General features: G+C 57.6%; 16 protein-coding genes. 8 read left to right on the top strand and 8 right to left on the bottom strand.

What is annotated here, in order from left to right:
• The first annotated feature begins 196 nt into the window (after window positions 1-196).
• Complete coding sequence (locus tag ABJK56_RS18730) at window positions 197-1627, top strand: hypothetical protein (RefSeq protein WP_347246211.1); 1431 nt, start codon at window positions 197-199, stop codon at window positions 1625-1627.
• Window positions 1628-1633: 6 nt separating this feature from the next.
• On the opposite strand, the gene ABJK56_RS18725 is transcribed toward ABJK56_RS18730, so the two are convergent.
• Together ABJK56_RS18725 and ABJK56_RS18720 are read right to left on the bottom strand one after the other, a co-directional pair.
• Window positions 1634-3139, bottom strand: a complete 1506-nt coding sequence (locus ABJK56_RS18725) for a sulfatase (RefSeq protein ID WP_347246210.1) — start codon at window positions 3137-3139, stop codon at window positions 1634-1636.
• A gap of 706 nt (window positions 3140-3845) precedes the next feature.
• Entirely contained in the window at window positions 3846-5129 is a 1284-nt protein-coding gene (locus tag ABJK56_RS18720; protein ID WP_347246209.1) for an aminotransferase class I/II-fold pyridoxal phosphate-dependent enzyme, read from the bottom strand.
• Window positions 5130-5620: 491 nt separating this feature from the next.
• On the opposite strand from ABJK56_RS18720, the gene ABJK56_RS18715 reads away from it, so the two are divergent.
• The 3 genes from ABJK56_RS18715 to ABJK56_RS18705 all read left to right on the top strand — a co-directional run bounded on the left by ABJK56_RS18715 (window position 5621) and on the right by ABJK56_RS18705 (window position 9844).
• Window positions 5621-8560 carry a chemotaxis protein CheA gene (locus ABJK56_RS18715; protein ID WP_347246208.1) on the top strand — a complete coding sequence of 980 codons (2940 nt, stop codon included), beginning with the start codon at window positions 5621-5623 and terminating at the stop codon, window positions 8558-8560.
• A gap of 97 nt (window positions 8561-8657) precedes the next feature.
• Window positions 8658-9278, top strand: a complete 621-nt coding sequence (locus tag ABJK56_RS18710; protein ID WP_347246207.1) for a chemotaxis protein CheC — start codon at window positions 8658-8660, stop codon at window positions 9276-9278.
• 62 nt (window positions 9279-9340) lie between these two features.
• On the top strand, window positions 9341-9844 hold the full coding sequence (locus tag ABJK56_RS18705; protein WP_347246206.1) for a chemotaxis protein CheD: 504 nt from the start codon (window positions 9341-9343) through the stop codon (window positions 9842-9844).
• A gap of 54 nt (window positions 9845-9898) precedes the next feature.
• Here the strand turns inward: ABJK56_RS18705 and ABJK56_RS18700 are convergent, their stop codons facing one another.
• Window positions 9899-11302: a cytochrome c peroxidase gene (locus ABJK56_RS18700; protein WP_347246205.1), complete on the bottom strand. Its 1404-nt coding sequence runs from the start codon at window positions 11300-11302 to the stop codon at window positions 9899-9901.
• Between the two features lie 379 nt (window positions 11303-11681).
• Here ABJK56_RS18700 and miaA point away from each other — a divergent pair, with 379 nt between their 5' ends.
• Together miaA and ABJK56_RS18690 are read left to right on the top strand one after the other, a co-directional pair.
• Window positions 11682-12638 carry a tRNA (adenosine(37)-N6)-dimethylallyltransferase MiaA gene (gene miaA / locus ABJK56_RS18695; protein ID WP_347246204.1) on the top strand — a complete coding sequence of 319 codons (957 nt, stop codon included), beginning with the start codon at window positions 11682-11684 and terminating at the stop codon, window positions 12636-12638.
• A gap of 124 nt (window positions 12639-12762) precedes the next feature.
• A complete protein-coding gene (locus tag ABJK56_RS18690; RefSeq protein ID WP_347246203.1) occupies window positions 12763-13431 on the top strand; it encodes a sigma-70 family RNA polymerase sigma factor in 669 nt (222 codons plus the stop codon).
• A gap of 33 nt (window positions 13432-13464) precedes the next feature.
• On the opposite strand, the gene ABJK56_RS18685 is transcribed toward ABJK56_RS18690, so the two are convergent.
• Together ABJK56_RS18685 and ABJK56_RS18680 are read right to left on the bottom strand one after the other, a co-directional pair.
• On the bottom strand, window positions 13465-16032 hold the full coding sequence (locus ABJK56_RS18685; protein ID WP_347246202.1) for a hypothetical protein: 2568 nt from the start codon (window positions 16030-16032) through the stop codon (window positions 13465-13467).
• Window positions 16033-16333: 301 nt separating this feature from the next.
• Window positions 16334-16501, bottom strand: a complete 168-nt coding sequence (locus tag ABJK56_RS18680) for a hypothetical protein (protein ID WP_347246201.1) — start codon at window positions 16499-16501, stop codon at window positions 16334-16336.
• Between the two features lie 480 nt (window positions 16502-16981).
• Between ABJK56_RS18680 and topA the strand changes: the two genes are divergently transcribed.
• Window positions 16982-19654 carry a type I DNA topoisomerase gene (gene topA, locus ABJK56_RS18675; protein WP_347246200.1) on the top strand — a complete coding sequence of 891 codons (2673 nt, stop codon included), beginning with the start codon at window positions 16982-16984 and terminating at the stop codon, window positions 19652-19654.
• Window positions 19655-19795: 141 nt separating this feature from the next.
• On the opposite strand, the gene ABJK56_RS18670 is transcribed toward topA, so the two are convergent.
• Window positions 19796-20368 (bottom strand): helix-turn-helix domain-containing protein, encoded by a 573-nt coding sequence (locus tag ABJK56_RS18670; protein WP_095416559.1) that lies wholly within the window; start codon window positions 20366-20368, stop codon window positions 19796-19798.
• Window positions 20369-20628: 260 nt separating this feature from the next.
• Here ABJK56_RS18670 and ABJK56_RS18665 point away from each other — a divergent pair, with 260 nt between their 5' ends.
• On the top strand, window positions 20629-20844 hold the full coding sequence (locus tag ABJK56_RS18665) for a hypothetical protein (RefSeq protein ID WP_347246199.1): 216 nt from the start codon (window positions 20629-20631) through the stop codon (window positions 20842-20844).
• A gap of 316 nt (window positions 20845-21160) precedes the next feature.
• Here the strand turns inward: ABJK56_RS18665 and ABJK56_RS18660 are convergent, their stop codons facing one another.
• Entirely contained in the window at window positions 21161-22483 is a 1323-nt protein-coding gene (locus ABJK56_RS18660; protein WP_347246198.1) for a hypothetical protein, read from the bottom strand.
• A gap of 91 nt (window positions 22484-22574) precedes the next feature.
• Complete coding sequence (locus ABJK56_RS18655; RefSeq protein WP_347246197.1) at window positions 22575-23615, bottom strand: Gfo/Idh/MocA family oxidoreductase; 1041 nt, start codon at window positions 23613-23615, stop codon at window positions 22575-22577.
• Between the last annotated feature and the right edge of the window lie 20 nt (window positions 23616-23635).

The following is a 23635-nucleotide window of genomic DNA, read 5'->3' as shown; positions in this document are numbered from 1 at the left end:
GGTGGCACAAGTTCGTCACGTCTGCTTTCAGACCATTCACGCCGGAAAGAAACACCCAACTGGGCCCGCCATACCTGGTCTTTGCTTGACAATTAACACTCGACCGGTCATCATTACCGGTGACCGAAGAGGGAAGAACGGGTGTCTTCGGCAGGTGTTCGATCTGGCGTGGCGTTTTTCCGGGAGGGTCGAATCGATGTGCGAACACTGCACGCGGCGTGAATTCTTGGGAACCGGCGTTCTCAGCGCTCTGGCAGCATCTGCAAGTTGGAGTTACACATGGGCGTCGGAGGCAACTCCCGTCCAGCGGCCGGAAAAAGTCAAAATCGGCGTTCTCTGGTCAGGGTCGCCGGGTCCGGCAGATCGGGGCTGGAACACCGATCCGCCCCATGTAGAGCAGATGCAGACGGTCCTCAAAGAAGTTGAGCAGAAGCTGGGGAACGTCGAACTGGTCTACGGCAAATCGGAGAACGCCGAACAGACCAAGAGCTTTTTGGCCGCCATCGGAGAAGGGACACCCATTCTCGCCATCAACCTCAGTTGCTTTGCACTCACTCGGCTGGTTGGTCCGATCCTGGAAGCCCGCCATCCCATGATCGTCTTCTCACTCCCTGCCAGCGGGCATGACTGGATGTACCCACATCGGTGGCAGCGGGGGGGACACCGCGTCACGTTGTTTGCGACGAGCGATCTCGCCGAACTGGAACACGCGGTGCGGCTACTGCGGGTCATTCCGCTCCTCAAACAGACACGGATTCTTTTGTTCCCACCCGCCCGTGGAACTGCCCCGGCTTGTTCGCCGGAACTGATTAAAGAGCGATTAGGCGCAGAAGTACTGGCTGTTGAGCAGTCAGCATTTGACGAGATGATGGCGGCAGTAGAAGAGGACGCTGTCCGTGAAGAAGCCCAGAAGTGGATCAAAGGCGCCAAGCAGATCATTGAGCCTACAGAAGAAGACATCGCCAAAGCGGCTCGGGTGAGTGTGGCTCTCAATCGGCTCATGGACAAGTATCAGGCTCAGGGGCTGGCGGTGGGAACCTGTATGGGTTGGTTGCCGAGGGGATTCCCCTGCCTCGGCTTCGCACGGTTGCGGGATCGCGGATTGCCAGCCGCCTGCGAGGGCGACATGGATTCGCTTCTTACAATGCTGATCTTCCGATACGCGTTCGACAAACCCGGCTTCCAGGGAAATGCCACCTTCGACACATCCCGCAACGTGCTTTGGACTGCCCATTGCACCGGACCTCTGAAACTGGACAGCATCGATGGACCGGAGCACCCTTACCTGCTCCGCGGACACTCGGAAGTCGGTGGCAGTGGGTGTGTACCGGAGGTGCAGTACCGTGTCGGCGAAGTGATCACCCGAACCAAGTTCGTCAACCTGGATACCTTACTGATCTCCACGGCCAAAATTGTGGAAGTCCCGGAAAAATCGGTCCACGGCTGTCGCACGCAGTTGGTCAGTGAAGTCCGCGACGCGGCCAAGATGGTGGCCAACTGGAGCAGTGCGCTCCAGACGGAGGATGCGATGACGCTCCTCCACCGGGTGGTGTTCTACGGGGATCACCTGCAAAGTGCCTACCACCTGGCCCGCCTGATGGGCTGGAATGTCATTGAAGAGGGTTGAGCCCCTTCAGGGCTGAAATTCGCCGAACCATTCCTGGGCAAAATACGCTCGGAGACCCTCCGGCCAGGCAGCGCTTTCGGGCGGCAGAGTGCGTCCACCCCGGCGCTGATCGGTCTGAGGCTTGGCTTTCGGGCCTTCCGGTTTATTGACTTTGGGCAGCCATTTGGCCAGCCCCGCTTTGATTTCAGTGTACGCAGGATCGTTGGCGAGGTTGGTCCACTCCATCGGATCTTTCTCGTGGTCGTAGAGTTCTTCCGTCCCGTCGCTGTAGCGGATATAGCGCCAGCGCTCCGAGCGCACCGCGTGATTCATATAGCCGTGCGTGGTGATGACCGGACGATCCCAGGGCGCATCCGGCTGCTTGAGGAGCGGCAGGATGCTCTTGCCTTCCACGTGCGGAGGGATGGGAAGATCGCACAGCTCGCACAGGGTGGGATAAATGTCAAGCAGACTCACCGTGCGATGGCATTGACTTCCCGGCTCTGTCACTCCCGGAACGCAAATAATGAGGGGTACCCGGGTAGCCTCTTCCCACAGCGTGAATTTCCGCCAGTGAAGCTTCTCCCCCAGATGCCAACCGTGGTCTCCCCATACGATCACAATCGTATTCTTGGCATAAGGACTTTTTTGAAAGGCATCTAGTAAGCGGCCCACTTGGCGATCCACAAATTCGATGCTCGCCAGATAGCCTTGAACGGCTTTTTCCCAATTGTGGGTCGCTAGTACCCGGGCATGATCTCCTTGAGGGTTGGCGATCTTTTTCCCCAGCGGCGGGACGTCATCCAGATCGTCTTCTTTCACTTGGGGCAAAACGATGTTCGCAAGGGGAAAGTCATCGAAGTACGGTCGGGGGACATACCAGGGCAGGTGCGGGCGAATGTATCCGACAGCCAGGAAGAATGGGCGATCGTGCTTCTGGCCGAGGAACTCAATCGCCCAGTCGCTCAGCTTTGCGTCGCCCATTGCGGCGTCGCCCACGTCAAGCGGCCCCCAATCGAAATGGGCCGCGTTCGGGATGCCATTGACCGGCCGATTTGGCGGCACCGGGTCACCAGGCCGATTCCAATATACTTCCCACGATTGGGGATCGTTAAAAACATTGTGGAAGAGCTTTCCTCCTCCGTACACCTTGTATCCGTGAGCCATGAAGTGCTGGAACACGGTGATCGTGTCCGGAAGTTGCGGGCGCCAGGGGTTGTCATTGTGATAGACACCTGACGACGACGGGAGGACGCCGCATAGCAGGCTTGTTCGTGAAGGATTGCATGCTGGAGCGGTGCAATACGCACGGGTGAAGATCATCCCTTGCTTCGCGAGGGCATCCAAATTCGGTGTTTTTGCCTGCGGGTGGCCGCCCAGAAAGCCCGTCCAATCATTGAGATCGTCAATCGCGATGAACAGCACATTAGGCCTTGCCGGGCCAGCTCCCACTCCGGCAGATCCCGAGGTTTGGCAGACCAACATCCAGCCCACAGCGAGGCCCCACAATTGGAAACACCGACGACTCACCATGAGACACCTCCCCGTGCGTTAAAAAGTTGAAACATCATCTGGTGGCGGCACCAACATGCCTTGCCCAGCCCACCGCCGAACTGACCCCAATTTATCCGAGTCCTGGCCGATCTTGGAGCACCTGCGGGTCCTCTGCCCTGCGGAGAAATGCCATGTCGTTGGTTTCCTGACTGTGCTTCCACAACTTTGTAGTCTGCGTGAATTCTGTGGACAGATTGGGCCACTGTGCGACATACGAACGCGGACGACAGCACCTGCGTAGAAGCATTAAACCCACCTCATGCCGTGCACGGCAACCCCGCCGAAAAACGCGGAATGTTTTCCTAGCGCCCTCCGCGCTGACTCTGGACGAGTGGACTGACAAAGTTGTGACGATATAATAGCAATGAATCGCTATCAGCGTATTCAGGGGGTTGTGCTGATAGCGCCGGTCATGTGTCTCCAGAACGAGGGAGGTCACACTTGCTTACCGAACAACAGGTTGCCCACAGTTGGAACTCGTTGTTCTCTAAAGGTCCGGTTGACGAAAAGAAGCTGAAAAGGGCCGAATCTCTGTTGAAGCATCTGAGGCCGGAAAGCCCTCTCCATTACCGGCTCAGCAAAGAACTGGAGGAAATTCGGGCCCGGTATCTAGAGCGGAATAAGCAAAGCCGAGCCGCGGCCTCAAGTTGAGGTTTCTCGCTTCTTCCTTGTGCATCGGTCCCCATTAGGTGCCGGCGACTCGCGCGGGCGGTTGGCCTTGTGCCTGTCCGAGACAACGCCCGATCTGGCGAACGGCCTGGCGGAGGCGATGTTCGTTTTCAACCAGCGCCAGTCGCAAGTATCCTTCGCCCGCTGCGCCAAAACCGCCGCCGGGGCTGACAGCCACGTCGGCTTCTTTCAGCAGCTTCATGGCGAAGTCGAACGACGACATCTGGCTCGCCCAGGGTTCGGGAATCTTTGCCCAAACAAACATCGTCGCCTTGGGCCGCACAATGGGCCAGCCGAGCCGTTCTAGCCCCTCGCAGAGGACATCTCGTCGCCGTTGGTACTCACGGGCTTGGGCCTCAACGGCGGCATCCGTGTGCCTTAGGGCGACAATTGCCGCCACCTGAATCGCGCGAAACATGCCGTAGTCGTAATAGGTCTTCACGGTGGCGAGGGCCCGCACCATCTCCGCATTTCCACAGCAGAATCCCACTCGCCAACCCGCCATGTTGTAACCTTTGCTCATCGTGGTGAGTTCCACGCCCACATCCCGACCGCCAGGAACGGCCAGGAGACTCGGCGCCCGATAGCCGTCAAACGTGACGTCCGCGTAGGCCAGGTCGCTGATCACGAGGAAACCATAGCGCTTGGCCAGTCGCACCAGTTCATGATAAAAGTCGGCTTCCACGACCGTCGTGGTGGGATTGTGTGGAAAGTTCACGACAACGACTTTTGGCCGCGGAAAAATATTCTCGCAGACGAAAGCCAGCCGCGACAGAAACTCATCCGGTTTCGTGACGTCCAAACTGATGGTACTCGCGCCCGCCAGAATCACGGCGTAAACATGGGGCGGATAAGACGGGGCCGGCACAACGGCCGTGTCTCCCGGTCCCAATAAAGCCAGACACAGATGGCTGAATCCATCCTTTGAACCCAGGCATACGATGATTTCTGATTCGGGGTCCAATCGGACACCGAACTGTTTAAAGTACTTGGAAGCTACCTCCCGGCGGAGGTTCAAAATCCCCCTCGATTCGGTGTAACCATGATTGTCCGGATCCCGAGCGGCTGCCGCGAGCTTCTCAATCACAATGTCTTGCGGGGGATCGCTGGGATTCCCCATTCCCAGGTCGATCACATCGGCTCCGGCGCGGCGTTTCTCGTAAAGCAATTTGTTAATCCGCGCAAATAGATATGGCGGCAGGCGGAGAACGCGCTCGGCCACCGGAATACTGAATCCAGAGCGGGTTTCGATGGGACCAATCGGCCCCGGGACCTCTCTTGCCAACTGTTTATCGTGCATACACCACCACATCCCCCTCTAATAAGGGGATTAAAGCAAGATTTTTGTGGACGAATTTGTTAGCGAGCTTTGGGATATTATCCTTCAGTGTACTGAATGGGCGGGACAAGAGGAAATACCGGCAGCCTGCCACTTTAGGCACCGTCATTGGTGGGCCATGCTCCAACGCGAATGCTCGCGGGAGCGGGTTGGTTGCCTCAAGGCGAATCCGCAGATTCACGGCGGAGCGCCGCTTAACTTTGCCGACAGTTTTCCTCGAAACAGCCGTACTGCCATCGGTTGCCATGGCGTTTTTACGACCTATCTTTTCTTAGCCGCTTCAATTGGGACCGCCTCTCTGAGGGAGAAGGAGCCTCGGTCGGGGCGTGCTGTCGACATCCATTGCCCGTTTTCGACAGGGAGGTTGCAGAGAGGCATGCCACGAGTTTTCACACCCAGGTTGCTGGCATAATTCATCCGTCCAAACGATTTGCCGAAGAGTACCTGTGACCATGGATGCCTACCTGAGCGATGAAATGTTTCAGGAAATGCTGGGGGATTTTTTGGATGAGGCCACCCAGCTCCTGGACCGTCTTAATGAAAACCTGTTGGCGCTTGATGAATGGTTGCGGCAGCGCCCGGCGAACGACACTGCTGGCTTTGACGCTGAAACCCTTAACGAAATGTTTCGCGCCGCGCACAGCCTGAAAGGGCTGTCGGCGATGCTGAATCTTACCAACATCAACCAATTGACACACAAGCTCGAGAATCTGTTCGACGCGGCACGAAAAAATGAACTGCAGCTCGATCACAACGTCGTGGATTTGATGTTCCAGGCCGCGGATCGTTTGCGAGCGATGGTCGAGGCCCTCAAAGACCCAACTCCTGAACCTATCGAGGCGGGAGATATCGTGGAGGCGATGACGTGTCTCTTGGAGGGGGAAAGAGCCGCCGCGTCGTCGCTGGCCAAACATGTCGAACAGGTTCTGGACCATGCTGCGCAGAGAGTAGAGCAGGTTCTCACCGAAGAGGCATTGGCACCGCAAGAAAGGCCGCTCTCGTCAGCGACGCCAAAGGAGTTTCTGAACCGCGCTGCTACAGAATTCCAGCAGGTGACTGATGAGGCCGACCTCAACTCGAAATATCTGGCCCTGTTCATCGATGAGCTGGAACAGGGGCTCGATTCGTTGAGCGAGACGCTGGTCGCTGTAGAAGGTGGTGGAACCCGCGAGGAGCTGGAAAGCCTTCTGTGCACGGCCCACCGGATTAAAGGCGCGGCGGCTTCGGTCGGTTTTCATCAAGCCTCCAAGCTGGCGCACCTGATGGAAGACGTACTCCAGATGCTGCTCGATCAGGGCAGGCAGCTCACCCCCGAGCTCAACGATCGACTCCTGAAGGCCACCGATACCCTCCGTGAATTCCTGGAACAGCTTCGCCAGGGGACGGCTCCCACGGTCGATTTTGCACCCGTTGCCGCCGGGCTTCTAGCTTATCAACAGGTAGTAGCGCAGGGGGTAAATCCGGACAAAAAGTTGGGTGCCCATTCTCAGGAAAACGAAGAGGCGGTAATTGCTGGGGAACCTCAACCTAAGGAAAGTGTTCCAAATCAATGGCCGCCGGCTCAACTTTTGGAGAAGGCCCGCGAGTTCGATCGACCGGTCGTCATGGGACGCGTCGAGCTGCAGCCGGGACTTCAGCTCAGCGGACTGAAAGGCCAACTGCTCCACGAGAAGCTCTGCCACATTGGCGAAGTCCTGGAGTATATGCCTCCCGTCGAGGAGCTGGAGAATCAAGAGTCCCTTCCGGCTGTGGAATTCATCGTCGCCACCGAGAAACCGCTGGACGAAGTAACCCGAGTGCTTCGCGTGGGAGGCGTGCGGGACATCAAATTGCATTCGCTCGTTCCAGAACGTAGAGCCGCCACTCCGACGGCCAATGCGGAGCAGGACGGTCGTCCCGCGACAGCACAGCCGGCAGAAAACGCGAATTTGGGCGCATCGGCCTTTTCATCCCGCCCCGATGAGCAGGGGAACGCCAAGACGAAAACCACGGAACCGGCCAAAAGTGTAGAAACCCTCCGCGTGGATATTGAACGTCTGGATCAGCTCATGAACCTGGCCGGGCAGCTTGTGATCACGCGGGCAAGGCTCACCGAACTTTCGGAGAAACTCAAACAGAGATTCCACAGCAATCGTGCTGTTCAGATACTGCGCGGGGTGAAAGATTCCCTGGGACGGCTTGCCGCCTGGTCGGAGGACGATGGGCCGTACGGCAATCGAGGAAGTGTCAGCCGTCTTTCCTGGAATCGGCTGGAGAAAGAGCTGGAGCTGCTCACTCAGGAACTGGAAGCCGTTACCGAAGCGCGCGTGGCCGTCAACCAGCTTATGGAAGCTGTCCATCAGCTCGATCGCGTCACGGATGGGATTCAGCGGGCAGTGATGGAAACGCGGATGGTGCCCATTGGTCCACTCTTTAATCGCTTCAAGCGAGTGGTCCGCGACGTCACCCGCCTGAATGGCAAGCAGATTCAACTTGTGATTAACGGAGAGAAAACAGAACTCGACAAACGGATGATCGACGAGCTGGGCGACCCACTCATCCATCTGGTACGCAATGCCGCCGACCATGGGATTGAACCGCCGGAGGTGCGGCAAAAGATTGGCAAACCGGTGGTCGGAACTATCACCCTTAACGCCTTCCACCGCGGGAATTCGATCGTCATTGAAGTCAGCGACGACGGCAAGGGGTTGGATGCCGATCGGATTCTCAAGAAGGCCCTGGATCGCAACCTCATCAGCCCTGCTCAGGCGGAGAAAATGTCCCGCGAGGAGATTTACCGGCTCATTTTCCTGCCCGGCCTGAGCACCGCTGAAAAGGTCACGGAGGTCTCCGGTCGCGGCATGGGCATGGACATCGTCAAAGCCAAGATCGAAGAACTGAGTGGTGCCATTGAACTGACGAGCGAACCGGGCGTGGGAACGAAAGTCACCATCAAATTACCGCTGACACTGGCAATCCTTCCCAGCCTGCTCGTGCGGATCGACGGTGACGTCTTCGCCATGCCTATCGAGGCGGTTCGGGAGATCGTGGCTGCACGCCAGGAAAACCTGACCACCATCCACGGAATGAAAACCGCTCGTATCAGGGAGCGCGTCATTTCAGTCATCGAGCTGGGAGAGGTGTTTGCCTCGCACTGCTATGGATCGTATTTCGGCGACGGTTCCCGAGAGGAGACAACCCTGGTGGTTCTGGGCGACGAGGAGCACGAGGTTGGGCTTGTGGTGGACGAGGTCCTCGGTGAAGAGGATGTCGTCATCAAATCAATCGCTGAAAATTACCGCAACATTCCGGGTATTGCCGGGGCAAGCATTTTAGGGAACGGCCGCGTGTCACTCATTCTCGACGTGGCTGCCCTTCTGGGCATGATCAGTCGTCGGACTGGAGTGCACTGATAATGGAGTGCGCGGCTTCCAAGACTAAAGGAGGGACGGAATTCGTGGCAAATGCGTCCTGTTTAACGAACATGTGTGCATTGTAAGAGGAACACTCATGACCAGCGCCATTGCAACCAACCGAGCAGACATTTTCCGTCCTCTTTTCGCCGCTGCCACCCACGACGCGTCAGCGGCCATGTGCCGGTGGACGGACGGATTAATTACGTTGACCCTCGATGAGGTACGGGAAATTCCGCTCCATTCGGTAACCAGTGAACTGGGATTCGCTGATGACATTCTCACCATGGTGATCTTGGGAGTTGAATCGGATCCGGGCACCGTGCTTATTCTCACCTTTGATGAGGATAACGCAAGACAACTGGCTGCCACTTTGACCCGGCGTGTCCGCAACACCAACCCCGAGTGGGACGAGCTGGAAATTTCAGCGCTCACGGAGACAGGCAATATCCTGGGATGTGCCTACATGAACGCGTTGACTCGCCTAATGGGCCGCACCATCATCCCCAGCCCCCCTTACTTCGTCCGCGATTATTTCGCTAGCGTCATCCAACAGGCATTGGCGGAACAGGCGGCCGCCTCGGACGTGGCGCTTATCGGGCGGACCGGCTTTCACCGCGAAGGGGAAGCCCTCAACTGGCACGTGCTCTTCGTGCCGTCTCCGGAATTCCGGAGGATGCTGGAGAACGCCATCAGGGTGAAGCCAAATGACGGATGAGAAAAACCATCACCGAACCCAAGAATGCACGCAGCCCAATGACATATTGATAGGGGATAAACATGCTCAATCCGACAACCGCTGAAGCAACTTCCGTCAAAGGACAGGCAATCCACGTCGGGATGGGTCAGATCGCCACAGGCGATCGTTCCACACAATTCACGTCGGTCCTTGGATCATGTGTGGCCGTCGTCCTGTGGCATCCCCGGCTAAGCTTGGGGGCAATTGCGCACGTGGTGCTTCCCCAATCGCATGGTCAGAACGGCCAGCCAGGAAAATTTGCCGACACAGCGATTCCCACCATGCTCGAGCAACTGGCTAGCATGGGCTGCCCTAAGCCCGGACTTGTCGCTAAAATCGCGGGCGGTGCCAACATGTTCCGGGTAGGTGGCCCGCTGCAAATCGGAGAGGAAAACGTGGCGGCCATCCGCGAGATTTTAAAGAGGGCTGGAATTCCCATTACCGCCGAAGACGTCGGCGGAACCTACGGAAGAAAAATCACCTTCACCTGCAGCACCGGCGAAATGCTCATTGAAGTCGCCGGCCAGAAAGCGAAGGTGATCTGATCTGCCCGAGGGCATCCCTCCGGTGAATCTGTCTGTACACTTCTCAAAAAACTGTCACGGTAGTTGGGGCGGCTCAATCTTGGGATATTCGCCGGAAAGGGCCTTCAGGAACTCCACGAGATCTTTTTGCTGTTCGGGAGTAATTTTGGCCTCTCGAACGGTGTCGAACTCTTGCGATCGGTGCGGATTATCAATTCCCCCTGCTGCCATCACAGCGACCGCTTCTTCGAGCGTGGCGGCACTCCCGTCGTGGAAGTACGGAGCCGTGTTAGCGACTTCTCGCAGGCTGGGCACGCGGAACTTGCCGAAGTCCTCATCCTTTCCTGTGACGGCTTTCCGGCCTTCGTCCGGCTTTTCCTTGTTCATACCCACACCTGCGTTGTAAAACTCATAACTGCTGAAAAGGGGTGGCGTGTGGCAATCCGCGCAGCCAGACTCTTCAAAGACCTTGAGCCCCCGTTTTTGGGCCTCGGTGAGAGCGTTTTGATCACCCGCCCGATACCTGTCATAGGGCGAATTACCACTCAGCACCGTTCGTTCAAAAGCCGCGATGGCCTTGGCGAAGTTCTCCGGCGTCACCCCGGTTCCGAACACTTTCTGAAAGAGTTCCTTATATTGGGGAATGCCGTCCAGCGATTGGACCATGCCCTCGATGGTGTGACCCATTTCGGTGGGATTGGCCACCGGTCCCAACGCCTGTTCTTCAAGTGTCTTGGCTCGACCATCCCAAAACTGCGATGTTGCATAGGCGGCATTGATGACTGTGGGGGCATTGCGGGTGCCCACCTGGCCGTGGATGCCTTTGCTCGTCGGCGTGTGTTCCGCCCAGGCCATGTTTGGATCGTGGCAGGTGGCACAGGAAACAGATCCGTCAGCGCTCACGCGTTTATCAAAGTAAAGCATCTTGCCGAGCTCAATTTTTTCGACCGTCATCGGATTATCTTCCGGAATGGGAAGAGGGGGCAGTCCAAGTGGAACTTTGACTTCGTACGGAGTTCCCTGAGGGGCCGCGCTTTGAGCCTCGGCGGGCGGCGACGCGGCAGGTTTCTCAGCAGGAGTTGAAGAGGCCTCTTCCTTCGGTTTTTCAGCCGATTCCTGCGGAGCCACCGGTTGTGCAGGTTGACTTTCGGCTGCTGGTGGCGTCGTCTCAGGAGCGGGCATGGCCTCCTGCTGCGTCGGAGCTGGAGCCGCCTCCTGCGCCTCAGGCTTGGGGGCCTCTTCTGAGGACGCCGGTTGCTGCGATTGCGCGGCCGGTTGTGCCTCACCAGGTTGAGCAGCTTGCTCGGTTGTTGATGGCGCTGCGGGCTCGGCCGTGCTCGGCGCGGCTGCGCCTGCGGCAGGACCTGTTGTATGCGCGGCCGGTTTTTGACCACGTTCAGTGGCGGGTTTGGGACAACCGGTCAGGAAAGCGACAGCAATCAAACACACAAGCCATCGAATCAAGGTCTTCTCGAGCATCGTCCTCCTCCATTTGCCAGCCAGAACTTGCCATCGGACCAACGGGAAAAGACGCCTTTCGCCCCGGTTCCTTCCCCGCGAAAACTTCTGTTTGTTTGTTACCTACGTTCTCACACTCTCGAAAACCTGACGCAATCCCATGCAGAATTTCGTCAGTCAAAATCCATTGCTCAGTTTAGCCGGTTCATGATCGGATGCAAGAGTAGCCCGGTTCTTTGATTACCAATTTTACATAATGGAGACTTGACATGCGCTTATCGGCTGACCGGCAAAGGATGATCGACGCTCGTCAGTCCTGCTTATCTCGACGAAAATGATTGGGAGCCGTGGGGTAACTGTCCGAGTCCCATGCTCTCTTAGCGGGAAAGAAAGCGAAAAAATGCCTTACGAGAAGCGCGTGGATATACAGGACGCGTTGTTTCTGGTCGGTCCGACCGCGTCGGGCAAGACCCCGGTGGGGATTTGTCTGGCCGAGCAACTCGAAGCCGAGATCATCTCCCTCGATTCGATGGCTGTGTACAGGGGGATGGATATTGGAACGGCCAAACCCACACCGGCTGAACGCAGCCGGGTCCGCCACCATCTGATCGACATTATCGAGCCTGGGGAGGAATACAGCCTTGCCCGCTACCTTGACGATGTCGAACGGGCGCTCGACGAAATCCGCTCCCGGCGACGGAGGGCCCTGTTTGTCGGGGGAACTCCCCTCTATCTAAAGGCCTTACTGCGCGGAATGTTTGAAGGACCTGGTGCGGATTGGGAACTCCGCGAGCAACTGCGGGCCTGGGCCAACGCTCATGGCTCGGAGGCGCTCCACGCGAAATTGAGCTCTGTCGATCCGGAGGCTGCCCGCAGAATTCACCCTCATGACCTGCGGCGGATCATTCGAGCCCTGGAAGTCTATGAAAAGACCGGCCAGCCGCTCAGCCAGTGGCAACGGCAGTTCGATCATCCGTTAGAAGTTGCAAAAGGTCGTGTGCTGGTCCTTGATTGGCCTCGGGAATTGCTTTACCAACGGATCAACCGTAGGGTGGACGAGATGTTTGCCGAAGGACTGGTGGAGGAAGTACAACAGCTTCTTGCCCGGGGTTGCCAGCTCAGCCATACCGCCCGACAGGCGTTGGGATACCGGGAAGTCCTGGAGTACCTCGAGGGCAAGCGCTCATATAGGGAAACTGTGGAACTTGTGAAAACCCGCACGCGTCAGTTTGCGAAGCGCCAGCTCACATGGTTTCGGCATCTCGAGGAGTGTCGCTTTGTGCCGGTGAGCGAGCCGTTCCGACCTGAAAATTTGGCAGAGCGGATCCTCCGCGAATACTGGTGGGAATTCTTGTAAAAGTAGGTCCCGTTTGGACCGAAGGTGTTTCGCGGCCGGAAATTCCCGTTGCATCGGCCGTGCAATTCCGCGATATTACAGCACACGTTCTCCTTTGCAATTTGTTCTAACAACATCAAAAAGAATGGGTCCGTCTCAAGAAAATTCCCTGGCACTGCCGGACGAACAGCTTCTGGAAAATGCCCGAAAGGGCGACTTCAGTGCGTTCGAGTCGCTGGTCAACCGCTACGAGCGCCGGATCTACGCGCTGGCCCGGCGAATCGTGTCGCGTCCCCACGACGCTGAAGAGGTGGTTCAGCAAACGTTTCTGACACTCCTTGAGCACCTAGACGATTTCCGCGGGGACTCGGCCTTTTCCACGTGGCTGCTGCGTATTGCCACCAATCACGCGCTCGCGCTGCTGCGGCGGCAGGCCATCCGTGCCACCCTCCCCCTGGAAGGTGGCTCCCACGCCGATGAAGAGAGCGATCTCCCACTACCGCAGGCCATCGCCGAGTGGCGGGAAAGTCCCGAAGAAATTCTTGCCCGAAAAGAAACTCGGGAACTGGTGGAAAACGCCCTTCAGTCCTTGGATGAGAAATATCGCATGGTTTTTGTTCTGCGGGATATCGAAGGCCTTTCCACGGCCGAGACGGCAAAGCTGCTCAATATTAGTGAAGCGAATGCGAAGATCCGTTTGATGCGGGCGCGGTTGATGCTTCGCGAAAAACTGACGCACCTATTTGGGGATCTCCAAAAGACCTACGCTCCCCATCACCACGACGACGAACTGGACAACTCGGTGGGGCGATAGGAGTATTTCAAAAAGCGCGATCTCGATTCCGGCTCAGTCCAGAGGCACTCCGCTTCCCGCGGGATGAATCCATTTCAGTCCGGCCTCTTTTTCAAGATTTTGGATCCACCCCTGATAGATTGTCGCGAGATCGAATTGAACAACATCCAGGTACGATGCCCTGGTATCCCGCATGAAGCGTTCAAAAAGCTGCTCCATTGGCGGCTGGAACTCAAGGACTCTCACCAGGTACACAACAGTGTGGGGTCGGTTCCACGCCAGGCCCGCCTGACCAACATCTAGGGAAAAAACGGCCGCCATAAACTCATTGCCGGCATCTTGGACCGCGTCTTTTTCCACAATAAGCCCGCTGGCGGGATCTTTCACGCGAATTTTGATGGGACTGATCCGTGGGGGTGTCCGGGTCAGTCGTGCCAAGTCAAACTCTCCGTAAGTGAGCCAGGTGAACGGCTCGGATTCCACGGGCTCCGGCAGATCCATGGCAGGCTCCGCCTGCTTGCTCGCCTTATAGAAGTCTGCCAGGGATTGCCGCGCTGCATTCACTTTCTCGGCCAACGCCTGAACTTCCTTTTCGGCTAGCTTCCGCGCCTCCTGCATCCGCCAGGTATGGATCACCTGCTCGCGCACACCCGGCTCGTCCAGGGTTGGCACATGTTCTTTGACCTTCGCCGTGACCCACGCTAGATATTGATTACTGTCCTGGTCCACTGCGCGAAGAGTTAAGAACTCGGCCAGATCAAACACCGATTGCAGCACCGGTGCTCCCGAAAGATCGAAGGCCTTGCCAATATCGCGGTCCGCCAGGTCCCAGATCGCAGCATTTTCCACGATGAAGTAGTCGAGTCCTTTTTCCTGGGCCAGTTTGCGAAGATCCGGGCGACTCGGCGCGGCAGGTTCCGGCTGTTTGGCCCTTTCAGCCTCCTCTTTGGCTGCCTCGTAATTTGCCAGGTCGCCTTGATACTGGCGCATAATTTCTTCGATTTCGTCCAGGACCGCCTTAATCCGTTCGCTGATGATCAAGGAGCGGACCTGATCCTTGACCTCTTCAAACGGACGGTATTTGGAAGACTCGGCAGCGGGTTGCTGGGACGGTGTTTGGGCCGACGCAGCAGGGGATTGTGTCTGGGATGCTGGCTGCGGTTCGGAAGCTGGCGTCTGGGGCGCAGTGGCCGGTGCTTCCGCCGGTTTCTCCTTGGCGGAATCGCCTGGTTGGGGCTTTTCCTCCGTTGAAGCAGCCGAAGCGGGTGATGCGACCGGTGGTGTTTCAGAAGGTCCCGCAGATGTCTGTTCCGGCTTTTGAGGTTGCTCTTCCTTCTCCGGTGCTTTCTCCTGGAGATTTTCTGGGGCTGGTTCGAAAGCGGTGAAAAGCACTTTCAGGCGGCTTTCATCACGCGATCCCTGTGTGGGTTGGGGCTCACTGGTTCCGGACGAGGATTGCCCCTGCGGCTCAGACGTGCCTTGCTCGGCCTTCGGCTGAGATTGTTCCGCCGGTTGGGAGGGTGTTTCCGTTGGGGAGGGCGATCCCTGAGGTGCTGACTGCTCGGACGTGGGCGTCGATGAGGCAGGGGGTTTCTCCGTCCCGGCTGAAGGGGCTTGCGTACTTTCTGGAGACCCCTGCGGAGACCCTCCGGATGACGGATTTCCTGCTGTTTGTCCAGATTCGGAAGGCGAGGTTGACGTGGCCTCCGTCGGAGGTGGAGCCGGACGGACAAACAGATCGTCCTTCCGCTCTTCGTAGACGCGTCGGAGTTCTTCCTCGGGAATCTTCGTATTAAGCAGCCATTTCTGGAAATCGGCCTTCAGGTATTCGAGCGTCACCTTGTTGGGAACCTTAAAGCCAGGTTCCGGGGATTGGGGATTGGGAAGCCGGGTCTTGTATTCATCGAAGAAGGCCCGCACGGTGCGTTCGTCGGGCGCCGGCACCTGGTCGATGTATTTTTCCACAGGAAAATCGCAGAGTTCGACAGAGGCCATTCTGTTGAGTCGGAGAAAATAGTCCCAGCGGGCGCCGGGCGTTTCACCGGTCAGGCCGGGTTGCAGACTCAACAGGTCCAGCCCAGCAAGCTGCATATAGCGGAGAACCAGAAGTTCGTGCTCCAGACCCGCGAAAAGAACGTTCTCGTCGATATTTCGGGACCTCATCAGGTTGACCAGGTCACTCTGCGACAACGGGACGCCCGAAGCGTCAATCAAACTGCGGAGGAAGGCATTGACACTTTGGTCGGTGACCTTCAGACCCGTTTGCCGGGCATACTGCGCGATGAGCCAGGAACGCACGAGATTCTCTTCGGTGGGTTGGTCGATGGTCATCAGGGCGAGGCGTACCCGAAAGCTGTTTCCTTTGAGCTCCTCGATCCGCTGCATGAGCGCTTCCAGGAACCGGCGGACCACGGCCCGTTCCCTGCGGAGAGAGGCCAGTTGTACTTCTGAAAGATTGCCGAATTTCACGGTGGAGACCACCACACCAGCAGTGCGACTCCGCTGGGTCTGGAGCCACTGGAGAAAACTGGGGATGACAACGAAGCTGACCATCGACAGCAGGAAAAGTCCCACCAGCAAAACTTTCGCGTTCTTTCGGAAGATTTTGAAAGGACTGGCCATAAGACGCTGACTTTCCGTTGACTGAGTTTCGTACTCCGCTCGCGTCTCCACGACTGCCGGGGCTCGCGGCACCGGTTTCCCCGGGCCCCGCCAAAAAACGCTGCCCCCGGCCCGCTGGCGACCGGTACCATCCCCATCGTGGCTCCGTCACACGGTCCCTTAACTCTTAAAGGGATGACGAATACGATGAACAAACGGGCTGGGAAGGCAGAAGCGGGATTCCCTCACCGAAAACGCTCATTCTAAAGGGTGCGAGGATCGTTGAAAATGCCAACCCTAGCCCCGGGCAAGCGAGGCCGACTCAAGTCGCGGCTACTCCCAGCCGGCTCGGCGATGCCAGATTGAGGCAGGCAGGCCGACAGGAAGCATGCGGAAACGGCAAACGTAACCGGGCAATTTCCCGCTGAAATTGAAACTTCGCCCACGGATTCCCCTCCCGGATCACCGACTTCCCCTGGTTGTCAAGCATGCCGACACTTCCACCTCGTCACTCCGCCACCAGAGAAAATGACTGGGAATACAAAAATCCGCTCGAGTGCCCATGACCATAGAATGGGATGCCACTCCCTGCCCATGTACGACTCCGTGGTGTCAACACGATCCATCGATAGCGTCCGGCAAGCGAGGACGGCACCAATTTGAGTGGTAAAAAACTTCTCCGATATTGTCTGATTCCGGCGCACGGTCATAAGATTGCGGGACGGAAAACGAGGCAACAACTCTAAAGGGTGGTTTATGTCGGCCATTGCGTGGGGATCAGGTGGCCTTGGAAAGTTTTCGGAAACAAAGTAAAGAGTGAAAGCTGGCTGTCCCGGTGGGCTTCGCCAGCGTCGCCGCGATGGGATGGGCTAAGACTAAAAAAGAAAGCGGATGTTCCCTGCGGGTGGTACCAACTCAAACGTGGAAGGTTTATCGGCCAAATTGTCGATTTTGATTCCCGAGTTTGCCCATGGCGAAGAAAAAGGCAAGTCAAGCAGGAAAGAGTGATTTTCCGAAGACACGAACGGCTCGCGGGAGTGGCGAAAAGGTCAAGCTGGTCATTGTAGAGTCGCCTACCAAGGCCCGCACGATCAGCCGCTTCCTGGGCTCGCCGTACGCCATCGAAGCCAGCCTGGGCCACATTCGGGATTTGCCGGAGCGGGCCACCGACTGCCCGCCCGAGTACCGTTCCAAACCCTGGGCGTACCTCGGGGTCGACGTGGAAAACGGCTTCCAGCCCATCTACATCGTTCCCAAGGATAAGGTCAAACAGGTCCAGAAGCTCAGAAAGGCTCTTCAGTCGGCAGAAGAGTTGCTTTTGGCGACCGACGAAGACCGGGAAGGGGAGGCTATCAGTTGGCATTTGTGCGAGGTTCTCCAGCCCCAGGTGCCTGTCCAGCGGCTGGTGTTCCATGAGATCACCCGCGAGGCGATTCTTCAGGCTTTGCGGTCCCCGCGCCAGATCGACGAGAATCTGGTGCGGGCGCAGGAAGCCCGGCGGATTTTGGACCGCCTTTTCGGGTATGACATCTCCCCGCTTTTGTGGAAGAAAATTCGGCCAGGTCTTTCTGCGGGCCGGGTGCAAAGCGTGGCCGTGCGACTCATCGTGGATCGAGAACGCCAGCGGATGGCCTTCCGCAGCGCGACGTACTGGGACCTGGCGGCGGAATGTCTTTCTCCGCAAGGGGCCCATTTCTCGGCCCAATTGGTGAGTGTAAATGGACGAGGGATTCCCTCGGGCAAGGATTTCGATCCACAAACCGGCCAGTTGAAGAATCCGGAGTTGCTTCTGCTGGACCAGCCAGCAGCGGAGGCTCTGGCAGAACGGCTCCAGGGCAAATCCGCCCGGGTGATTCTCGCCGAGGAAAAGCCCTATACGTCGCGGCCGTCGCCTCCCTTTACGACGAGCACCCTTCAGCAGGAAGCCAATCGCAAATTCGGGTTCACCGCCCGGTACACGATGCAACTGGCCCAGCGGCTCTACGAAAACGGGCACATCACCTACATGAGAACGGACTCGACACACCTGGCTGAGGAAGCCGTCGAATCGGCCCGGCAATTGATCCAGTCGCAGTATGGACCCGAGTATCTACCCGAACGGCCTCGGGTCTATCAGACGACTGTCAAAAACGCGCAGGAGGCCCATGAAGCGATTCGGCCCGCCGGACATCCCTTCGCCTCGCCGGAGTCGCTCAAAGACGTGCTTTCCCGGGACGAAATGCGGCTGTACGACCTCATTTGGAAGCGGACGGTGGCCTGCCAGATGGCCGACGCTCGGGGGCGACGGATGACCGTGCGGGTGGAAGCAGACGGGGCGGTCTTCCAGGCCACCGGTCGAACGATCGACTTTCCCGGATACCTTCGGGCCTACGTCGAGGGCGCGGACGATCCCGATGCTGAACTCGCCGATCGCGAGACGTTATTGCCAGCGCTTCAGGTGGGAGATACCGTTCTCCTGGAGACGGTGGAGCCAAAAAGCCATGTGACCCAGCCTCCAGCCCGGTACACCGAAGCTACGTTGACCCGGGCACTGGAAGAACTCGGGATCGGCCGGCCCAGTACGTATGCCACCATCATCGATACGATTCTCGAGCGCAAATACGTCATCAAGAAAAACAACGCCCTAGTTCCCACCTGGGTGGCCTTTGCAGTCTGTCAGCTTCTCGAACAGCATTTTCCTGAACTGGTGGACTATTCATTCACCGCTCAGATGGAGGATGAGCTGGACGCCATCAGCCGTGGGGAGCTCCACTGGGTGGATTATCTGAAGCGGTTTTACTACGGGGACGGGCATCCGGGCCTCAAGCGGTTGCTGGAGGCCAAGATCGCCGAAATCGACGCGAGGGAGATCAACCGAATCCGCATCGGCCGGCCGTCGGACGCCGGTGAGGATCAGCCCGAAATCTACGTGCGAATCGGACGCTACGGCCCGATGCTGGAATGGGGTGAAAAACGGGTCCCACTTCCAGAAAACATTGCCCCCGACGAGTTGACCCCAGACGTAGCGAAAACATTCTTCGAAAAGGCCGAAAAGGAGGAAGAGCCGATCGGAATTTGCCCCGAGACGGGCAAGCCCATTTACGTTCGCACCGGTCGGTTCGGGGCTTATCTCCAGCGGGGAACCGGGGAAAACGGCGAGGCGACCGAACGGGTGTCACTGCCGCGGGGCATCCTTCCCGAGAATCTCACACCAGAGAAAGCTGTGGAGCTGTTCCGCTTTCCACGGAACCTCGGCTCTCACCCCGAGACAGGAGAACCTGTCGAAGTCCATCTGGGGATATATGGGCCATATGTCAAATGTGGTGAAGCCACTCGATCCCTTCCTGATGGGAAACCGCCCACCGATATTACACTGGAGGAGGCCCTCCAATTGCTCGCAGAGCCCAAATCCCGGCGTCGACAGATCGCACAGCTTCGCGAACTTGGCCCGTCACCTGTGACAGGAGCACCTGTGCGGCTGATGAGCGGTCGCTACGGTCTGTACGTGACAGACGGCCAAACGAACGCCACTCTTCCCAAAGACGTGTCCCCAGACGATGTCACTCTGGCAGACGCGCTGCAGTGGCTGGCTGAAAAGGCTCAAAGAGAAGCCATTTCCGGGAAAAAGAAAGGCGTGCGACGAAGAACGAAAAAGGCCGGCTGACTGCCGCAATACGGTGCGGGCGTGTCAAGAAAAAGAAAAACCGCAGCGGTAAGCTGCGGGGATGTGAACCGTTACGGGGGGCTTACCGTAACGGATTGAATGGGAAACCGGCGATCGGGAATCTCACGGAGAGCTGAGTCGTCAGACCAGCTCCTTCTTCGCGCCCACGAGGGTGCGAATCCGTTCGGCCAGCAGATGGGCATCGAACGGTTTCTTAAACGTCTCGTTGATGGACGATCGGTCGAAGCTCATGGCGCTTCCGTCGTCCGGCAACAGGGCAATGAGGATGACGTCGCTGAATTCAGAATTGCGACGGACGTGCTGGCAGATCTGTAGGGCCTCCGTGCGGCCGATGGAGAAGTCCACCACGATGCAATCGGGGCGGAAACTCTCGGCCTGGATTCCCGCATCAAAGCCGCTCGATGCGACCGCCACTTTGAAAGAGCGTTCCGGAGGAAGCTCTTTCTTAAGGTTCTCGATGAGCACCTGATCCTGAGCGACGATCAACACCTTGGCGGTGGTCTCGTCCTCCAGCTCACCGAGAGGCATCCCGTGTTCCTTCAGGAATTTGATCAGCGATTCCCGCGGAATGCGCCGATCCTGCGAACCGGGGATGCGGTAACCTTTGAGACGGCCCGAATCGAACCACTTGCTGACGGTGCGCGGGGCCACTTTACAGATCTTGGCAACTTGACCTGTAGTGAAGACCTTCATCGCAGGCTCTCCAAACTGTCACTCGCTCAAGGTAGTCCATCCCAGTCGGCTTTCTCACCGACTTCCCACACCGCGTTCCCGAGTTTGCGAGCCGCCTTTCCGCACACTCCTTCGCGCGGGACTCCTCCTGACAGGTCAGCCCGCAAACCGCTGGGTCGGAACGCCGGGAACAAAACGCTCCGTACAATCTCGGCCGTGGTTCAGCTCCTTCTGACCCGCGCCTCATTAATCACTTCGGCAAATCGGGCCGGTGGAAAACAGTGAAAATTCGTAAAATGGGGAAGGACGATTCCATCCGGACGATTTGCAAAACGATTGGTTCCCTGTCCTTCCGCGTTGAGCAACACGGTCCGCACATCCGTCAACCGGTGACCGTCCTTTGCCCGCTCATTCGCGTGCCGGACGTGATCGACCCTCTCCCCTGGGACGCCTCGGCGGCCGTTCTCACTCTCATGAGAAAACGGCCCTCCGATTGATAGTTTCGAATTCCCGACGAGAAACTCTTTAACGAGTTTGTCGCGTCGTATCGAATTTATTGGATGTAGCGGTCGTCGCGGTTGGCGCGGCGGTTCCGGTTTTGCCAAGTCGGTCGGTCTTTGTCTTTTTTTGGCAACCGGAAGCGCTCGACCGCGCGATCAGCCCGGGCGGAGAAGTCGGTCTCGGATACGTCACGTTCGATGGAGAGACGCCGCGAACGTTTCATCGACTTGGTTGCGGCGGCCGATTCGTCGATCCCGGCTGTGCGGGAACTGTCGGGAAGAAAAGTCTGGAGACATTGGGTCTCGATTAGGGCTAACGGGTAAAAGCGATCATTTCCAGTTCAGAGGGAGAAAGCACCCGATTGAAGACGGCCACTCCATCGATCCACACCTGTGTCCCTTTGTCGAGGTGGATGCCGCCCAGCCCTAGTGCCCGTCCAAATGTGAATGGCGCTCCCGAAAGCAGGGCCCTTCGTACAGGAGTTCCGACAGGCTGCCCGCCGTCGTCGGCATCGGTTTTCAATTCGTAAAGCGTGGCCTCAAGCTCGTCTCCCCACCGCCAGTTGAATTCGTCCGGCAGAGGGAACGAAGTCCCGGGGTCAACGGGCACGCTTATCGGCCGGGGCAGGACCTGTCGCGCGTCGCGGAAAAGATTGATCGTGACTCGATACTTTGTGCCAGATTGGACCCGGGCCGGGGTTCTGCCGTAGGTGATCCTCCGCTCCTCGAGATTGACCTCCAGCCAGTGTTCGTAGACTCCAGACTCTGCGTAGTTGTACCCGTTGAACTTGAGGATGAAGCAGCGTGGGGAATAGATGGGCCAGGTGAACGGGAAGGGATTAGCTTCTCGTGGTGCCGCGTCACCGTAGACGCTCCGAATGACAGGGTCGATATGAACACATGGGGTTGCGCGTCCATTGAGGTAGGCGGTCACGGTCTGTGAGTGCGGATCGAAGGTCATGGCCATACATACCCACTGGCCGTTCGGAAAGGCAGCTCCGTCTATAGCCCGCATCCGCGCAAATTGAGAGCCCGGTGCCGTGGATTGGGGAAAGCTGGCGGCACCAGTAGCCGAGATATGGGCAATCACTCCCTGTGAGCCGAACAGCCCACCGAACAGGGCAAATTGGCGGCGACCGCTGTATTTTCCCCAGTCTCCTTCATCCCAGATTCCCGCTACGAAATGGCGGTCCCCGTAAAACTTGACCCAAGTGACCAGCGTCAACGGTGCCCGACCGTGAATATCCAGAGGCGTCTGGTCGAATTTCTCCCGCGGAACTTCGGCGAAAATGTAGCCCCGATTGCACCGGAATGCCCTGCCGAGGGGCCCGCTTGTGTCATACATCAGTTGCGACTGCGGGTCTTCCTGATAAGGCCAATTCTGCGGAGTATAGCGATGCGTGTCGTCCAGACGCCGCAAATAGACAGGGAATCCGCGGTCCACAACGCGGGGGTCGAATCGCGAGGACCACGTGTCACCTTCGGCGTATTCAAAGTCCCAGAAGGCGATCAGCCCAGGAATCGCCGCGACTTTCTTTTTGGCTTCGTCTGGACTCAGAGCAAAAACCGAAGATGCAAGCGTCAAGGCTGCACCATAAACTGCCAGAATCCGACAGAATCCGAGCAACCGCCTCATAGTTCCGGGTGTTGTCCATCATCGGATATTCACAGGGCTCACAAGGCCAGCAAGATGGGCCGGATGGTGGCCAGCCTCATTGGGTGTCGCCTCACGGGTTGGACTTAAGCTCCTGGTATTTTTTCTCTGCCTCGGCCTGGGCTTTGGCAAGGACATCGGCAATCGCGACGGGCTTGCCGCCGAGCTGTTTGCTCACGTCCGCCGCCTCCATAAAGGCGAAAAGCTCAATGGTCTCCTCCTTGGGGACCGGGGAAACACCAGTCTTGAAGAAATTGCAAATCTCGACGACGAGCGGCTTGTATCCTTCGTAGCTCCCGGCCGAGCCACTTTTTTCTGTGCCTTCCACTTCGGCCCCATATCCTTTTCGCTCTTCAAAAATACCGACGCGGCCGTCTTTCCAGGTTCCTACAACCCGATTTTGGCTTTCCCGGACAACCGTCTGACATCCGGTACCCATGATGGTGTAGAGCGTCTCCACCCCGTGAATACCGTACCAGAAAAGGTCCGGATGATGCGGTTCGATGCTCATGGGACTCCAAGCCAAACATCGCTTAATCTGACCGAAGCCAGCCTCCCCTTTGCGAACCGCCTGAAATCCCGAACTGAAACGCAGGGAGGAGCTGGAAAACACCGGCACATTGGCCTCCTCGGCCAACCGGAAGATGAGAATCACATCACGAAGGGACGCTGCCATGGGCTTGTCGATAAACATGGGCTTACGAGCGGCAATCACTTTACGCGCCTGTTCCAGGTGGGGGCGGCCGTCAACACTTTCGATAAGCACGGCGTCTACGCGAGGTAACATGGCCTCGATGGAATCGAAAATCTGGAGTCCCTTCTGACGGAGTTGTTCCGTATAACCGCCCACCCGATCCCAGCTAAAAGGATTGTCCGGCATCCCATTGGGATATCCGGCAACCACTTGGAATTCTGCCAACACTCCGTCCGCCTTCGGATCGTTGATGATGTCGGTAAAAGCGATCGCGTGGGAAGTGTCCAGCCCAATAAGGCCGAGTTTTTTCACTCGGGGGGAAGCCTCTTCCCCTTCTGCCGCGTTCATTGAAAAGCCGACCAGTAGGCACGCCGCAGCGCTGATGAGTACCGCAGATGGTAATCGCGGTAAGCGGAACATCACACGTCTCCTTTTCTTGG

This window comes from Thermogutta sp. (genome assembly GCF_039793925.1).
In the GTDB taxonomy this organism is placed as follows: Bacteria; Planctomycetota; Planctomycetia; order Pirellulales; family Thermoguttaceae; genus Thermogutta.
This window is presented reverse-complemented; position numbering and strand designations above follow the sequence as displayed.

What these genes read in the sequence shown, in the direction of transcription:
- ABJK56_RS18655 (WP_347246197.1), bottom strand. Translation starts at nt 23,615, where the DNA reads ATGTTCCGCTTACCGCGATTACCATCTGCGGTACTCATCAGCGCTGCG.
- ABJK56_RS18710 (WP_347246207.1), top strand. Translation starts at nt 8,658, where the DNA reads ATGACCAGCGCCATTGCAACCAACCGAGCAGACATTTTCCGTCCTCTT.
- topA (WP_347246200.1), top strand. Translation starts at nt 16,982, where the DNA reads ATGGCGAAGAAAAAGGCAAGTCAAGCAGGAAAGAGTGATTTTCCGAAG.
- ABJK56_RS18690 (WP_347246203.1), top strand. Translation starts at nt 12,763, where the DNA reads ATGGGTCCGTCTCAAGAAAATTCCCTGGCACTGCCGGACGAACAGCTT.
- ABJK56_RS18705 (WP_347246206.1), top strand. Translation starts at nt 9,341, where the DNA reads ATGCTCAATCCGACAACCGCTGAAGCAACTTCCGTCAAAGGACAGGCA.
- ABJK56_RS18680 (WP_347246201.1), bottom strand. Translation starts at nt 16,501, where the DNA reads ATGCTTGACAACCAGGGGAAGTCGGTGATCCGGGAGGGGAATCCGTGG.
- ABJK56_RS18670 (WP_095416559.1), bottom strand. Translation starts at nt 20,368, where the DNA reads ATGAAGGTCTTCACTACAGGTCAAGTTGCCAAGATCTGTAAAGTGGCC.
- miaA (WP_347246204.1), top strand. Translation starts at nt 11,682, where the DNA reads ATGCCTTACGAGAAGCGCGTGGATATACAGGACGCGTTGTTTCTGGTC.
- ABJK56_RS18715 (WP_347246208.1), top strand. Translation starts at nt 5,621, where the DNA reads ATGGATGCCTACCTGAGCGATGAAATGTTTCAGGAAATGCTGGGGGAT.
- ABJK56_RS18730 (WP_347246211.1), top strand. Translation starts at nt 197, where the DNA reads ATGTGCGAACACTGCACGCGGCGTGAATTCTTGGGAACCGGCGTTCTC.
- ABJK56_RS18720 (WP_347246209.1), bottom strand. Translation starts at nt 5,129, where the DNA reads ATGCACGATAAACAGTTGGCAAGAGAGGTCCCGGGGCCGATTGGTCCC.
- ABJK56_RS18685 (WP_347246202.1), bottom strand. Translation starts at nt 16,032, where the DNA reads ATGGCCAGTCCTTTCAAAATCTTCCGAAAGAACGCGAAAGTTTTGCTG.
- ABJK56_RS18700 (WP_347246205.1), bottom strand. Translation starts at nt 11,302, where the DNA reads ATGCTCGAGAAGACCTTGATTCGATGGCTTGTGTGTTTGATTGCTGTC.
- ABJK56_RS18725 (WP_347246210.1), bottom strand. Translation starts at nt 3,139, where the DNA reads ATGGTGAGTCGTCGGTGTTTCCAATTGTGGGGCCTCGCTGTGGGCTGG.
- ABJK56_RS18660 (WP_347246198.1), bottom strand. Translation starts at nt 22,483, where the DNA reads ATGAGGCGGTTGCTCGGATTCTGTCGGATTCTGGCAGTTTATGGTGCA.